This is a genomic window from Cellulosimicrobium sp. MI9406 (assembly GCF_040595865.1).
GTDB lineage: Bacteria > Actinomycetota > Actinomycetes > Actinomycetales > Cellulomonadaceae > Cellulosimicrobium > Cellulosimicrobium funkei.
In genome coordinates, this window is the sequence record NZ_JALIZI010000006.1 from 249,308 (window position 1) to 263,431 (window position 14,124).

General features: G+C 76.2%; 14 protein-coding genes. 7 read left to right on the forward strand and 7 right to left on the reverse strand.

Translation table 11 applies throughout. The features are described from left to right. Positions 1–172: 172 nt before the first annotated feature. From MT994_RS13185 to MT994_RS13215, 7 genes are all read right to left on the reverse strand, one after another. Positions 173–3,151, reverse strand: coding sequence for a DEAD/DEAH box helicase (locus tag MT994_RS13185; RefSeq protein WP_354806599.1), 2,979 nt, complete (start codon positions 3,149–3,151; stop codon positions 173–175). A gap of 51 nt (positions 3,152–3,202) precedes the next feature. Further along, positions 3,203–4,273: a diacylglycerol kinase family protein gene (locus tag MT994_RS13190; protein ID WP_354806600.1), complete on the reverse strand. Its 1,071-nt coding sequence runs from the start codon at positions 4,271–4,273 to the stop codon at positions 3,203–3,205. A gap of 43 nt (positions 4,274–4,316) precedes the next feature. Next, positions 4,317–5,060: a twin-arginine translocase subunit TatC gene (gene tatC / locus MT994_RS13195; RefSeq protein WP_074806442.1), complete on the reverse strand. Its 744-nt coding sequence runs from the start codon at positions 5,058–5,060 to the stop codon at positions 4,317–4,319. A gap of 36 nt (positions 5,061–5,096) precedes the next feature. Next, positions 5,097–5,390, reverse strand: a complete 294-nt coding sequence (gene tatA, locus MT994_RS13200) for a Sec-independent protein translocase subunit TatA (RefSeq protein WP_043660072.1) — start codon at positions 5,388–5,390, stop codon at positions 5,097–5,099. Positions 5,391–5,515: 125 nt separating this feature from the next. Then, a complete protein-coding gene (locus tag MT994_RS13205; protein WP_354806602.1) occupies positions 5,516–5,842 on the reverse strand; it encodes a hypothetical protein in 327 nt (108 codons plus the stop codon). Positions 5,843–5,852: 10 nt separating this feature from the next. Beyond that, positions 5,853–6,875, reverse strand: a complete 1,023-nt coding sequence (locus tag MT994_RS13210; RefSeq protein ID WP_354806604.1) for a WYL domain-containing protein — start codon at positions 6,873–6,875, stop codon at positions 5,853–5,855. Further along, positions 6,868–7,851 (reverse strand): WYL domain-containing protein, encoded by a 984-nt coding sequence (locus tag MT994_RS13215; protein ID WP_354806606.1) that lies wholly within the window; start codon positions 7,849–7,851, stop codon positions 6,868–6,870. Before MT994_RS13215 ends, MT994_RS13210 begins: the two co-directional genes overlap by 8 nt. A 125-nt stretch (positions 7,852–7,976) precedes the next feature. Between MT994_RS13215 and MT994_RS13220 the strand changes: the two genes are divergently transcribed. From MT994_RS13220 to MT994_RS13250, 7 genes are all read left to right on the forward strand, one after another. Continuing rightward, positions 7,977–9,146 (forward strand): DUF3866 family protein, encoded by a 1,170-nt coding sequence (locus tag MT994_RS13220; RefSeq protein WP_354806608.1) that lies wholly within the window; start codon positions 7,977–7,979, stop codon positions 9,144–9,146. Next, positions 9,143–9,910, forward strand: coding sequence for a DUF4129 domain-containing protein (locus MT994_RS13225; protein ID WP_354806609.1), 768 nt, complete (start codon positions 9,143–9,145; stop codon positions 9,908–9,910). The genes MT994_RS13220 and MT994_RS13225 overlap by 4 nt, the downstream gene beginning before the upstream one ends. After that, the gene (locus MT994_RS13230; RefSeq protein ID WP_354806610.1) at positions 9,907–10,443 is read left to right on the forward strand and encodes a hypothetical protein; all 537 of its coding nucleotides are present in this window, start codon (positions 9,907–9,909) and stop codon (positions 10,441–10,443) included. The genes MT994_RS13225 and MT994_RS13230 overlap by 4 nt, the downstream gene beginning before the upstream one ends. Further along, on the forward strand, positions 10,440–11,438 hold the full coding sequence (locus MT994_RS13235) for a MoxR family ATPase (protein ID WP_354806611.1): 999 nt from the start codon (positions 10,440–10,442) through the stop codon (positions 11,436–11,438). Before MT994_RS13230 ends, MT994_RS13235 begins: the two co-directional genes overlap by 4 nt. Further along, positions 11,435–12,784 carry a DUF58 domain-containing protein gene (locus MT994_RS13240; RefSeq protein ID WP_354806613.1) on the forward strand — a complete coding sequence of 450 codons (1,350 nt, stop codon included), beginning with the start codon at positions 11,435–11,437 and terminating at the stop codon, positions 12,782–12,784. The genes MT994_RS13235 and MT994_RS13240 overlap by 4 nt, the downstream gene beginning before the upstream one ends. Positions 12,785–12,786: 2 nt before the next feature. Continuing rightward, a complete protein-coding gene (locus MT994_RS13245) occupies positions 12,787–13,335 on the forward strand; it encodes a hypothetical protein (RefSeq protein WP_354806614.1) in 549 nt (182 codons plus the stop codon). Positions 13,336–13,446: 111 nt separating this feature from the next. Then, complete coding sequence (locus tag MT994_RS13250) at positions 13,447–14,025, forward strand: DNA starvation/stationary phase protection protein (protein ID WP_021483850.1); 579 nt, start codon at positions 13,447–13,449, stop codon at positions 14,023–14,025. The last annotated feature ends 99 nt before the right edge of the window (positions 14,026–14,124 follow it).

Sequence of the window (14,124 nt, forward strand, 5' to 3'; positions counted from 1 at the left end):
CACGATACCGCCACAACCCGCCGTGCTTCACCGCCCGGTGGCGGCGTCGGCGCAGGTCCGGGCGCGTGTCGTGCACGTCACGCCGCACGGCCGCAGCGCCGGCCCTCCGAGCCGGCCTCGTGAGCCGGCCTCGCGAGGCCGGCGGACGGGGTGCCGCCGGGGCGGGGTGCGCTCAGACGCTGGAGTAGGCGACGACGCCGCGGCGCAGGCGGTCGATCGCCTGGCGCGCGGTGCGGCGCACCTCGGGGGTGGGGGCGGCGCCCGCGACCTGGTCGAGGACGTCGATGACCTGCTTGCACCAGCGCACGAAGTCGCCGGCCGCGATCTCGGAGCCGCGCAGCACGGCGTCGAGGCTGCGCCCGACGGCCCAGCGGTGCACGGCGGTGACGAGGCCCTCGTCGAGCGGCCCGGTCGCGTCGATGTCGTGCTCGTCCTCGAGGTCGTCGACCTCGGACCACACGCGCGTGGTGGCCTCGAGCGCGCGCGCCAGCCTGCCCTGAGGGCCGCCGGGGACGTCGGGCTCGCCGTGGTCCTCGCGGCGCCCGGCGTACACGCACGTGGACACGACGGCGGCGAGGGCGGGGGCGTCGAGGTCCTCCCACACGCCGCGGCGCAGGCACTCGGCCAGGAGCAGGTCGTTCTCTGCGTAGAGGCGGCGCAGCCACTGCCCGTCGGGCGTGACCTGCAGCCCGGTGCGCGCGGCCTCGCGGGCGGCGCGACCGGTGGGCGGGGCGCCAGGAGTGTCGGTCTCCTCCTCGTCGAGAGCGTCCTCGAGCGGTGCGGCCGGGTCCTGCGCGGGCTCGGCGGGCGCGAGGTAGCCGAGCGTGACGAGGACGTCGCAGATGCGGTCGAAGACGCGCGCGATGGAGCCGGTGCGGCCCTCGACGCGCCGTACGAGCTGGTCGTGCTCCTTCTTCAGCCGCGCCCACCGCTCGGCCCAGCGGGCGTGGTCCTCCCGGTCGGGGCAGTCGTGGCACGGGTGGGCGCGCAGCTGGGCGCGCAGGCGCGCGAGCTGGGCGTCGTCGGTCGCGCCGGACCGGGTGCGGGTGGTGCGGCCGGGGCGCGTGCCCGGCTCGTCGAGCGCGCCGAGCGCGTTGCGCAGGGTGGAGGCGAGGTCGCGCCGCTGGGCGGGCACGCGCGCGTTGAACGTCTTGGGGATGCGCACGCGCGCGACGGTGCGGATCCCGCCGGGTGCGTCGGCGACGGTGAGCTTCTTGACCTGGCGGTCCTGCGTGAGGACGGTGGGGCGCGGGCCGTCGAACCCGGCGCCCTCCCCCGGGTCGAGCACGACGACGTAGCCCGCGCGCCGCCCGGACGGCACCTCGACGACGTCCCCGGGCCGCAGGCGCTCGAACGCGGCGACGACCTCGGCGCGGCGCGACCGGCTCGCGGCGCGCGACAGGTCGCCCTCGCGCGCGGTGATGCGCCGCCTCAGCGCCGCGTACTCGGCGAAGTCGCCGCGGTCGCACGTCATCGCCTGCGCGTACCCGTCGAGGGCCTCGGCGTGCGCCTGCGCCTGCTTGGCCAGGCCGACGACGCCCCGGTCGGCCTGGAACTGCGCGAACGACGTCTCCAGGACCTCGCGCGCCCGGTCGCGCCCGACCTGCGCGACGAGGTTGACCGCCATGTTGTACGTGGGCCGGAAGCTCGAGCGCAGCGGGTACAGGCGCTTGGACGCCAGGCCCGCGAGGTGCACCGGGTCCAGGCCCGCGTGGTCGACGACGACGGCGTGCCCCTCGACGTCGATGCCGCGCCGCCCGGCGCGCCCGGTGAGCTGGGTGTACTCCCCCGGGGTGACGTCGACGTGCGCGGTGCCGTCCCACTTGACGAGCTTCTCCAGCGCGACGGACCGGGCGGGCATGTTGATGCCGAGCGCGAGGGTCTCGGTGGCGAACACGACCTTGATGAGGCCGCGGCTGAACAGCTCCTCGACCGTCTCCTTGAACACGGGCAGCAGGCCCGCGTGGTGGGCCGCGATGCCGCGCGCGAGGGACTCCGTCCACGTCCAGTACCCGAGGACCTCCAGGTCCTCGGTGGGGATGGTCGCGGTGCGTTCCTCCGCGACGCGCCGGATCTCGGCCTCCTCCGCGGGTGACGTCAGGCGCAGGCCGGCGGTGAGGCACTGCTGCACGGCGCCCTCGCACCCGGCGCGGGAGAAGATGAAGTAGATCGCGGGCAGCAGCCCGTCCGCGTCGAGCGCGTCCACGACGGCGAACCGGGCGGGGGTGCGTCGCCCGACGACGGACCGGTCCGGGCCCGGGCGACGCCCGCCGCGGCCGCGGTACCCGCGGTCGCCGGACCCTCGCCGTCCGCCCGGCCCGGGGCCGCCGGTGCGGGGCGCGGTGCGGAACGCGGCCAGCAGGTCGGGGTTGATGGGCGGGTTCACGCCCGGGTCGGTGGGGTCCACCGTCCCGGCGTACAGGTCGAGCAGGTCCGCGCCGGGCGCGCGTCCGCCGCCCGCGTGCGCGACCCCGGCCGCGGGGTTCGCGGACGCGACGAGGACGTGCTGCCACAGCGGCACGGGCCGGCGCTCGCTGACGACGACCGTCGTGTCGCCGCGCACCATCTCCAGCCAGTCGCCGAACTCCTCCGCGTTGGACACGGTCGCGGACAGGGACACGAACTGCACGTCGTCGGGCAGGTGGATGATCACCTCTTCCCACACGGGCCCGCGGAACCGGTCGGCGAGGTAGTGCACCTCGTCCATGACGACGTACGCGAGCCCGTCCAGGGTGCGCGACCCCGCGTAGAGCATGTTGCGCAGCACCTCGGTCGTCATGACGACGACGGGCGCCTCCCCGTTGATCGTCGTGTCACCGGTGAGCAGGCCCACGGAGTCGGCGCCGTGGCGGCGAACGAGGTCGGCGTACTTCTGGTTGGACAGCGCCTTGATGGGGGTGGTGTAGAACGCCTTGCGCCCGCTCGCGAGGGCGAGGTGGACCGCGAACTCGCCCACGACCGTCTTCCCGGCGCCCGTGGGCGCGGCGACGAGCACGCCGCGGCCCTCCTCGAGCGCCTCGCACGCGCGCACCTGGAAGTCGTCGAGGGGGAAGTCGAGCACCTGCCGGAAGTCCGCGAGCCGCGTGCGGGACGCCGCCTGGCGGGCCCGGGACGCGGCGTAGCGGGCGGCGGGCGATTCGTCGGCCGTCATGCCGTCAGCCTACGGTCCACCGCCCACCTCGCCGGTCGAGAGCCCCCTTGCTCAGCGGGTAGGGGCGGCGGCGTCGAGCACGCGCAGCGCGCCGGGGACGACGTCGACGCGCAGCGGCAGCGGCCCGAGGTGCTCCCCGTCGGCGAACGCGTGCGGCGGCGCGGCGCCTGCTGTGGTCGGCTCGACCGTGACCGACGTCGCGCGCACGGTCCCGACCGCGCGGTGGGCGAGGTGGCGCCCCGCGTACATGCCGGGGAAGACGCGCGCGGCGCCCCACCGCCCGAGCGGGCCCGCGACGACGACGTCCAGCAGGCCGTCGTCGGGCGCGGCGTCGGGCGCGACGCGGACCCCGCCGCCGAAGCGGGGGCTGTTCGCGACGGCGACGAGCGCGCCCGGCGACTCCCACACGAACGCCCGCCCGCCCGGGCCGCCGGCCGCGTCCGGGTGCTGCGCGGCGTCGGGCGTGGGCATCAGGGGCGCCCCGGCGAGGACGTCCGGCACGTCGTCGCCCGCGGGCACGCCGCGCACCGTGACGCGGTACCCGTAGGGCCGGTAGCGGGTGATCTCGGTCAGCGCGGAGCGCGCGTACCGGGACCGTCCGCGCGGCCAGGTCGCCGCGTTGGCGTGCGCGTTCACCGCGGCGTCGATCCCGGCGGACAGCACGCCCGCGTACCAGCGCGCGACGGGCACGTGCTCGCCCGCGACCCGGGCGGCGTCGACCACGCGCACGCGCGCCCCGGCGCTCGCGGCGGGCCCGAGCGCGCCCAGGAGGGCGTCGACGCAGCGGTCGGGGCGGCCGGTGGGTAGGTCGAGGGCGTGCGCGAAGTCGTTGCCGGTCCCCACGGCGACGATGCCGAGCGGCACGCCGGTGCCCGCGGTGGCGTTGACGCCGAGGTGCACCATGCCGTCGCCGCCGACGACGACGAGCGCGTCCACCCCCGCGGCCGCGCCGGTGCCGCGGACGGCGGCGTCGGCGGACTCCTGCGCGAGGGGCAGGCTGGGGGCGCTGAGGTCGAGGACGTCGTGCCCGGCCGCGGTGAGCGCCTCGGCGGTGCGTGCGCCTGCGGTGCGGCCCCGCCCGCGCCCGGCCGTCGGGTTGACGACGAGCGCGACCGTGCTCACGCGCGGCCCCCGCGCCCGGTGGGGCGCGGCCGGGCCGTGGTGCTCACAGGGCGAGCCGTGCGGCGTCGCGCTGGTCGACGCGCCGGTCGTGCAGGACGGAGATCCCGTAGGCGAGGAAGTACAGGGCGCAGATGGGCAGCGCGACGCAGAACATGGTCAGCACGTCGGGCGTGGGCGTCATGATCGCGGCGAACAGGAACGAGATCAGCACGGCCCAGCGCCACCCCGCGAGCCACGTCGCGGCGCGCACCACGCCCATCGTGTTGAGCGCGACCATGATCACGGGCACGAGGAAAGCGATGCCGAACGCGAGCATGAGGCGCATGACGAACCCGAGGTACATCTGGGCGTTGATGAGGTTCGCGCTGCCGTCGGGCACGAACTCGTTGAGGAGCGCGACCGCGCGCGGCAGCATCACCCACGCGAGCGCGACGCCGGCGAGGAACAGCGGGACGGCGGCGCCGATGAACCCGAACGCGTACCGCTTCTCCTTGGACGTCAGGCCGGGCGTGATGAACGCGAAGAGCTGGTACAGCCACCACGGGCTCGACAGCAGGACGCCGAGGAACAGGGAGACCTTGACCTTCATGTCGATGGCCGTGGCGACGCCCTCGAAGTTCAGTCCCGTCAGGACGTCGCGGCGCTCGGCCGCGTCGACGAGCGGCTGCTGCAGGGCCTGCAGCACCGGCTCGTACACGATCCACCCGACGACGGCACCCAGGACGATGCCGATCGCGGCGAGGAAGAGGCGCTTGCGGATCTCGACGAGATGCTCGCGCAGGGGCATGCGCCCCTCGGGGTCGCGGGGAGTGCGGGACACCGACTACGCCTTGGGGGTGTCGTCCTGCGTGGACGACGCCGTGCCCCCCGTCACGCTCGTCGCACCCGTGCCCGTCGCGCCGGTGGTGGTGCCGGTGCTCGTCGTCGCGGTGGTGCCCGACGGCGTCGTGGTCGTCGTCGTGTCGTCGTCCTCGCGCAGGTCCTTGACCTCCTTCTTGAAGATCTTCAGCGACTGGCCGACGGAGCGCGCCATGTCGGGGAGCCGCTTCGACCCGAAGAGCAGCAGGACCAGGAGGATGAGGACGACGATCGTCGCGGGGTGACGAAGGATGTTCACGGCGGGAACCTACTACCTACTCGTGGGCGGCCAGGGGCGACGTTGCTCTTCGCGCCATCATAGGTCACGGTCCCTGCGCCCCGAGGCGTCGTCCGACCGCGCCGCGCACGGTTCGCCGGGGGCGGTCAGGCGTTGAACCGCCGCCAGCGGGACCACACCTGCTCGTCGCGGCGGCGGCGCTGCACGCGCCGCTCCTCGCGGTCCGCGCGCAACGCGTCCACCCGGGCGCGCAGCTCGACCGGGTCGTCGAACAGCGTCGGCGCCGTGGAGGGCTGCGCCTCCTGCTGGGCGCGCGCCAACTCGTCCGTCCGCGCACCGAGGTCCGCCGCGACCTGCGACGCGCGCGACAGCTCGCGCCCCAGGCCCTTGACGGAGCGCCACAGGCGCCGCGCGAGGAAGAACGCGCCCACCAGGGTGCCCACCACGAGCACCGTCCACACCCAGAACCACATGCCGCCCACCCTAGCCAGCGGGCCGCTCGCCCGAGCGCCCGCTCCCCTCGTGCGGTGCCTCACCCGGCGCGTCGCCGGGCAGGTGGGCGTACGCGGCCAGGGCGGCGCTCGCGGCCTCGCGCACGTCCTGCGCGACGGCGGCCGGCTCGACGGCCAGGACGTGGCGGGCACGCTCGGTGAGGAGCTGGCGCAGCCACACCGGGTTGGTGACGCGCAGCCGCACCTCGAACGCGCCGCCCGGCAGGTTGCGCACCGACTCCACGGGGACCTGCTCGGCCACGGCGCGCGCGGGGCTGGCGAACGTGATGGTCGCGAGGGGCGCGTCGCCGGTGGGCGTGAAGTCCACGTCGGGGTCGACGTCGTGCCCCTCGACGGCCTGGTCGAGCTCGGTCGCGGTGAGGATGCGGTCGACGCGGAACGTGCGCCGCCCCTGGGCGCGGTGGCACCACGCGAGCAGGTAGGCGTGCTCGTCCTGCGTGTGCAGGGACACGGGGTCGACCTCGCGCTCGGACTCCTCGTCCGCCGCGGTGACGTACCGGATGCGCAGCCGGTGGCCCGCGACGAGCGCGCTCGTGATCGCCGCGACCACGCGCGGGTCGCCCTCGGGTGCGAGCTGCACGTCGAGCGCCGCCGCGGCCTCCCCGGTCGCGTCAGTCAGCTTGCGCAGCACCGACTCCACGACGCCCGCCCGCTCCGGGTCGGCCTGCACCGCCGCCGTCTCGCGCATCGCGCGCAGCGCCGCGATGAGCGCGACCGCCTCGCGCGTGCCGAGCCGCAGCGGACGGGTCATGCCGCGGGCCTCGGTGAGGCGCACCACGCCGCGCTCGATCGAGTCCGCGTCGAAGTCGATGAGGTCGTCGGGCCAGTACCCGGGCGTGCCCGACACCCACAGGGCGTCGACGTCGTCCAGGACCTGGCGCTCGCTGACGCCGAAGTGCCTTGCGAGCTCGCCCACCGGCACCGGGCCCGCCCCGTCGAGGTACGCCACGATGCCCAGCAGGCGCACCAGCCGGTCGTCCGCGCGCTCAGCCACGCTCCACCTCCGCCTGTCCGGCGCCGTCGGCCGGGCCCGTCGCCAGTCCCGCCGCGTCACGCAGCCGCCGCACGACCGCCTCGCGCAGGTCCGGCGGGCCCAGCACCAGCACCGCGTCCCCGTACCCCACGACCTCGTCCGCCATCGCGTACCGCACGTCGTACGCCACCTCGAGCACGTCGCGGCCCGCGCCGTCGCCCGCGCGCGCGTCGGGCACCGAGCCCACGACCGTGCCGCGCGCCCGCAGCGCCCCCGCACGCTCGGGCACCACCGCGAGGCGCGCCAGCCCGCCCGCGTCGCGCGTGCCCAGCGCCGCGTCCACGTCCACGTGCGCCGGCACCTCGAACGCGTCGCGCGGCCCCGACGCCCGCACCCGACCCTCTACCCGGCTCAGCCGGTAGGACCGCGGCGCGCCCCGGTCCAGGTCCAGGCCCACCAGGTACCAGCCGCCGCGCCGCGCCGCGATGCGCCACGGCTGCACCCGGCGCGGCCGCACCTCGCCCGTGCTCGCCGCCCGGTACGTGAACGACACCACGCGCCGCGCCGAGATCGCGTCCATGAGCGTCGCGTACGCGTCCCCCACCGCCCGCACCCGCGGCGCCAGACCCGCCACGACGTCCATCGCGGTCTCCCCCGCCCCGGCCGCCCGCAGCTTCGTCAGCGCCCGGGAGATGTCCGTCCGCAGCGTCTTGTCCTGCCAGAACTGCGCCGCCAGCGCCAGCACACCCAGCTCCGCCGGCGTCAGGTCCACCGCAGGCAGCGCGTACGCGTCCTGGTCGATCCGGTACCCCACCTCGTCCGCGTGCCCGCCCGCGTCCACCGTGACGATCGGGATACCGAGGTCGCGCAACGTGTCCTTGTCCCGCTCGAACATCCGTTCGAACGCGTCGGGCGAGGGGGCGTCCCCGTACCCCGCCACGCTCGACCGGATCTGCTGCTTCGTCATCGACGCGTTCGTGTTCACCAACGCGATCACCAGGTTCAGCAGACGCGCCGCAGGGTTCGTCGACGAACCCCCCGACGACGACGCGACGGAGGGCGCGGAGGCAGCAGTGGGCTCGGACATCGGCACCACGCTAGTCGGTCGATAGGGTGTGCCGCGTGATCACGTGGCGGACCGCGACCGTGGTGTCGCACGCGAAGGCCTGGACCGGAGCCCAAGAGCTCGACGTCAAGCTCCACACACCCCTGCCCGGACGGCCCGACGACCCCCACGCCACCGTGCGCGCCCTCGCCTACACCCAGCTCGTCGGCACCCCCCACCCCGGCGACCACGTCCTCCTCAACGTCTCCGCCCTCGCCCGCGGCCTCGGCACCGGCGGCTACGCCCTCGTCGTCGGCCCCGCCCAGCCCGCCACCCCCCTCCCGCCCGACCCCGCACCCGGCCCCGGCCACCTCGTCAAGGCCCGCTACACCCCCCTGCAAGCCCTCGTCCTCGGCGTCGACGAGCAGGAGTCCCCCCACCACGACACCCTGCGCGACGCCGACGACCTCGCCGACACCCCCGTCGTCGTCGCCGACCTCCACTCCGCCCTGCCCGCCGTCGTCGCCGGCGCCCGCCACGCCGCGGCGCTCGCAGGCCGCCCCACCCCCCGCATCGCCTACGTCATGACCGACGGCGGCGCCCTGCCCGCCGCGTTCTCCCGCACCATCGCCACCCTGCGCGACACCGGCTGGATCGACACCTGCATCACCGTCGGCCAAGCCTTCGGCGGCGACCTCGAAGCCGTCACCGTCCACACCGGCCTCCTCGCCGCCCACCACGTCACCGGCGCCGACCTCGTCGTCGTCGCCCAAGGACCCGGCAACCTCGGCACCGGCACCCGCTGGGGCTTCTCCGGCGTCGCCGCCGGAGAAGCCCTCAACGCCGTCGCCACCCTCCGCGGCCGACCCGTCGCCTCCCTGCGCGTCTCCGGCGCCGACCCCCGAGACCGCCACCTCGGCATCTCCCACCACTCCCTCACCGCCTACGGCCGCGTCGCCCTCGCCCCCAGCGACCTCCCCCTGCCCGTCCCCACCCCCGACATCGAGAACCTCCCCGGCTGGGGCCCCGACCTCACCGCCCGCATCACCCACCAGGCCCACGCGCTCGCCGCCCCCACCGGCCGCCACCACCCCGTCCACGTCCCCGCCGGACCCGACCTCCTCCACGCCCTGCACGACACCCCCGTCCGCCTGTCCACCATGGGCCGCGGACTCGACACCGACCCCGCCGCCTTCCTCACCGCCGCCGTCGCCGGCGCCCACGCCGAGTCCCTCAGACCCGCATGACCACCACGCAGGGGGACCACGACCACCGCCGGCCCGGCCCGGCCCGCTTCACCGCCGTCACCGCCCTGGCGCTCGCGGCCGTCCTCGCCGCCGCGACCAGCGCCCCCTGGAGCTGGGACGCACCCACCTGGCTCAGCGACCTCGCCCGCGACCCCACCGGCCCGCCGCCCGAGAACGTGCCCCAGGAAGCACCCACCGCACCCCAAGAGCTCGAGATCCCCCTCGACGCGACCGGCATGTCCTTCGACACCTACCTCCTGTGGTTCCTCGGCGCCGTCGTCCTCGTGGTCCTCGCCGTCCTCGCACGCCGCCACCTCCCACGGCTCCTCGTCCGACGACGCCACCGCGACCTCCTCCTCGCCCCACCCGGCGACACCGCACACCTCGCGCAGGACCAGGTCGTCCCCGAGCTCCGCGACGCCGTCGACCGCGTCCGCACCCACCTGAGCACCCCCGACACCGACCCCCACGACGCCGTCGTCGCCGCCTGGGTCGCCCTCGAGCACGCCGCCGCCCGCGCCGGCACCCGACGCGACCCCGCCCAGACCCCCACCGAGTTCACCACCGCCGTCCTCACCAGCACACCCGCCGACCCCCACGCCGTCGCCACCCTGCGCCGCCTCTACCACCGCGCACGCTTCGGCGAGAACCCCCTCGGCCCCACCGACCTCGACGCCGCCCGCCACGCCCTCACCCGCATCGCGACCGACCTCGGCGCCCCACCCGACACCACCGCCCCCACCGACCACCGAGCACGACCGTGAACCCCCGCGCCCGATGGGCCCGCCTCCGCCCCACCGACCGGACCACCCTGCGCACCGCCGCCACCGTCGTCGGGCTCGGCATCCTCCTCACCACCCTCGGCGCCTCCCCCGCCCACACCCTCACCCTCACCGCCCTCGGCATCGCCGCCACCCTGCTCCGACACCGCACCGGCTACGCCGGCGACACCGTCTGGCCCCACCTCCCCACCCTCCGACGCGACGGCAACCGACGCGACGTCTCCGACCTCGGCTGGTCCGTCCTCGGACGCGACGGACGCGTCACCCCCTCCGCAGCACGCCGCATGCGCCACCTCACCGACCGGACCCTCCACCGCCACGGCACCGGACCCCTCCACGACCCCACGGCAGCACCCGACATCGCCCGCCTCCTCGGCCCCCGCGTCGCCCGCACCACCCACGACCTCACCACCACCGGACGCCTCCCCACCCCCGCCGAGCTGCGCGCCTGGCTCACCGCCCTCGACCGCCTGCCCACCACCCCGGACCGCCCCGACGAAGGGACACCCCGATGACCAGCCACCCCGGCACCACGCCGCCCGCGACCCTCGAAATCCCCACCGTCGCCGCGCACGGCCACGCCGTCCTCGACGAGGTCGCCACCGCCGTCGTCGGAGCCCGCGAACCCCTCACCCTGGCGCTCGCGGCCGTCCTCGCCGGGGGCCACGTCCTGTTCGAGGACGTGCCGGGGCTCGGCAAGACCCTCGCCGCACGCAGCCTCGCGCGCGCCCTCGGTCTCGACTTCACGCGCCTGCAGTGCACGCCCGACCTGCTGCCCTCGGACGTCACCGGCTCCTCCGTGTACGACCCCGCGACCCGGACCTTCGAGTTCCGGCCCGGGCCCGTGTTCACCGGGCTCCTGCTCGCCGACGAGATCAACCGCACCGCGCCCAAGACCCAGTCCGCGCTGCTCGAGTCCATGGCCGAGCATCAGGTCACCGTCGAGGGCACCACCTACCCGCTGCCCCGGCCCTTCCACGTCGTCGCGACGTCGAACCCCGTCGAGCACGAGGGCACCTACCCGCTCCCGGAGGCCCAGCTCGACCGCTTCATGGTCCGGCTGTCCGTCGGGTACCCGGGCCGCGACGAGGAGCGCGAGGTCCTCGCTCGCCGCATCGCACGCCGGCACGACGACCCCGTCGTGCGCCAGGTGGTCGACCGCGACACCGTCCTCGCCATGCAGGCCGCCGTCGAGCAGGTCGACGTCCACCCCGACGTCCTCGCCTACTGCGTCGACCTCGCCGCCGCGACCCGCACCCACCGCGACCTCGAGGTCGGCGCGTCGCCCCGCGGTTCCCAGAACCTCGCGCTCCTCGCGCGCGGCGTCGCCGTGCTCGACGGGCGCGACGTCGTGCTCCCCGAGGACGTCAAGCGCGTCGCCGTCCCCGTCCTCGCGCACCGCCTCACCCTCACGCCCGGCGCCTGGGCCGCCGACCTGCGCCCCGAGGCGCTCGTCGACGACCTCCTGCGCACCGTCCCCGGACCCGCCACCGTCGGCCGGGCCGCATGACCGGCCCCTGGACGCCGGACCCCGACGCGCCGCCGCCGTGGCGCACCACCGTCCACCTCGGTGCCGGCCTCCTCCTCGGCACCACGCTCCTCGCGCTCGGCGTCCTCGTGCGCCGACCCGACGTGGCGCTCCTCGGCGTCGCGCCCCTCCTCGCCGCGGTCTGGGGCTGGACCCACCGGCCGCGAGGGCCCGTCGCGCTCCGCGTCGTCCTCGACCCCGCCGCGGCTCCAGGCACCGTCACCGCGCGCACGCACGCCCACGTCCCTCCGGGCGTCGAGCTGCTGCGCCTGCGCGGCGTCGTCCCCGGCGGCCTCGTCACCGAACGCCTCGTCGACGTCACCCGCGGCTCGCGCGACCTCGCCTGGCACGCCCCGTCGGTCCGCACCGGCCCGACCGACACCCTGCGCGTCGACCTCGCCGCCTACGGGCCCGACGGCGTCGAGGAGCAGCCTCCGCACGTCGCCGCCGGACCGCGGCGCCTCGTCCTGCCCCGCGCCACGCCGCTCGGCCGCACGCCCCTGTCCTCCCGCCTGCGCGGGCTCTCCGGCCCCCGCACCTCCCGCCGGCCCGGAGACGGCACCGAGCTCCGCGACGTCGACGCGTACCGCCCCGGCGACCGCCTGCGCCGCATCGACTGGCGCGCCACGGCCCGTCGCGCACCCGACCTCGACACCCTGTACGTCCGCCGCACCTACGGCACCGCCGAGGCCACCGTCGTCCTCGTCGTCGACTCCCGGGACGACGTCGCCCCCGACCTCGCCACCTGGAACGGCGTCGGCGAGCAGCGCCCCGACGAGCCCACGTCCCTCGACCTCGCGCGGCACGCCGCCGCGTCCGTCGCCCACGCCGTCCTCGCCGACGGCGACCGCGTCGCCCTGGACGACCTCGGTCGCCTCGCCCGACCCGTCCGCCCCGGCGGCGGACGACGCCACCTGCGCCGCATCCTCCACGGGCTCGCCCTCGCCCGGCCCGTCGGCGACCCCACCGCGCGCCACCGGCCGCCCCAGGTCGCGGCCGGCGCCGCCGTCTACCTCTTCTCCACCCTCCTCGACGACGAAGCGCCCCGGCTCGCCCACCAGTGGCACGACACGGGCCACGTGGTCGTCGTCGTCGACGTCCTCCCGCCCGTGAACGCCGCCGACGTCGACGAGCACGTCGCCGTCGCCTGGCGCATCACCCGCCACGAGCGCGACGCCCGCATCCACGAGCTGCGCAGGAGGGGCGTCACCGTCGTCCGCTGGTACGACGGCACCCCTGACGCCGACGGCGCCCGCGGCGCGCTCGAGCTCGCGGCACGACGCCTCGACCGGCACCCCGCGGGCGCGACCCCCGGCGGTCGACCATGAGGATGCCCGCACGCCGCGAGACCGTCACCGCCGGGCCGCCGCCCCGGCTCGTCGTCGAGACGGGCCCCACGTTCCCCGCGTGGACGGCGCGCGCCGCCCTGCTCCTCCTCGCGACCGGGTTCGCGGCCGCCGCCCTCCAGACGACCGGGCTCGCCCCGTCCTTCGTGTGGGGCGTCGCCGTCGGCCTCGGCATCGTCACCACGTACCTCCCCGCCCCGCCCGTGCCCCACCTCCTCGTCCTCGTCGGCGGCGTCGTGCTCCTCGTGGACGGCACCGCGCCCTTCGACCCCGCCGTCCTCGCCCTCCTCCCGCTCGGGCACCTCGTGCTCCGCACCGCGTGGTGGAGCGACCACGTGCCGCCCGGAGCGCGCGCCGAGCTGCGCGCCCTCGCGCCCGACCTGCGCCGCGTCGTCGTGCTCCAGGCCGCGCTGCTCGTCGTCGCGCTCGCCGTGCGGTCGGTCGCGCTGGCCGACGTCTCGTCCGCGGTCGCGGCGGCGCTCGGCGGCCTCGCCGTGCTCGGCGTCGTCCTGCTCGTGCGGCCGCGGGACTGAGCACTCGTCCTGCGAGGACCGCGCCCCGGCACCACGATGGACGCAGACGGCACCCGCGCCGTCGTCCCGCCGCCGTCCCGGCGCGCGTCACCGACCCCGAGGAGGCAACCCATGGCTGCTCGTTCCGACCTGCCGAAGTACACGGTCCCGTCGCTCACCCCTGAGGAAGGGGCCCAGGTCGCCGGGATCCTCCAGGAGCGGCTGCACGCGCTCAACGACCTGCAGCTCACGCTCAAGCACATCCACTGGAACGTCGTCGGCCCGCACTTCATCGCGGTCCACGAGATGATCGACCCGCAGGTCGACGCCGTCCGCGCGATGGTCGACGCGACCGCCGAGCGCATCGCGACCCTCGGCGTCTCCCCGCAGGGCACGCCCGGCGCGCTCGTCGCCGCCCGCACCTGGGAGGACTACTCCCTGGGCCGCGCCTCGACGATCGCGCACCTCGGCGCCCTCGACGAGGTGTACGTCGGCGTCATCACGGCCCACCGCGAGGCGGCGGCCGCGACCGAGGAGCTCGACGACGTCACGAACGACCTGCTCATCGGGCACCTGCACGACCTCGAGCTCTTCCACTGGTTCGTCCGCGCGCACCTCGAGTCGACGGGCGGCGACCTCTCCACCGAGGGCGCGCGCACCGAGGCCGGCGCCGCGCGCAAGGCCGAGGAGGCAGCGGCCGGTCAGCCCTGACCCCGCTCCCCTCCACCGCCGTCGTCCCGACGGCGACCGGGCCCCGCCACGCGAGTCGTGGCGGGGCCCTCGCTTTTTGGGGCTGGTTGGTGAGTTGTT

Coding starts and splice junctions, on each gene's coding strand:
- MT994_RS13205 (WP_354806602.1), bottom strand. CDS start 5,842: ATGTGGTTCTGGGTGTGGACGGTGCTCGTGGTGGGCACCCTGGTGGGC.
- MT994_RS13225 (WP_354806609.1), top strand. CDS start 9,143: ATGACCACCACGCAGGGGGACCACGACCACCGCCGGCCCGGCCCGGCC.
- MT994_RS13235 (WP_354806611.1), top strand. CDS start 10,440: ATGACCAGCCACCCCGGCACCACGCCGCCCGCGACCCTCGAAATCCCC.
- MT994_RS13185 (WP_354806599.1), bottom strand. CDS start 3,151: ATGACGGCCGACGAATCGCCCGCCGCCCGCTACGCCGCGTCCCGGGCC.
- MT994_RS13250 (WP_021483850.1), top strand. CDS start 13,447: ATGGCTGCTCGTTCCGACCTGCCGAAGTACACGGTCCCGTCGCTCACC.
- tatC (WP_074806442.1), bottom strand. CDS start 5,060: ATGCCCCTGCGCGAGCATCTCGTCGAGATCCGCAAGCGCCTCTTCCTC.
- MT994_RS13245 (WP_354806614.1), top strand. CDS start 12,787: ATGCCCGCACGCCGCGAGACCGTCACCGCCGGGCCGCCGCCCCGGCTC.
- MT994_RS13240 (WP_354806613.1), top strand. CDS start 11,435: ATGACCGGCCCCTGGACGCCGGACCCCGACGCGCCGCCGCCGTGGCGC.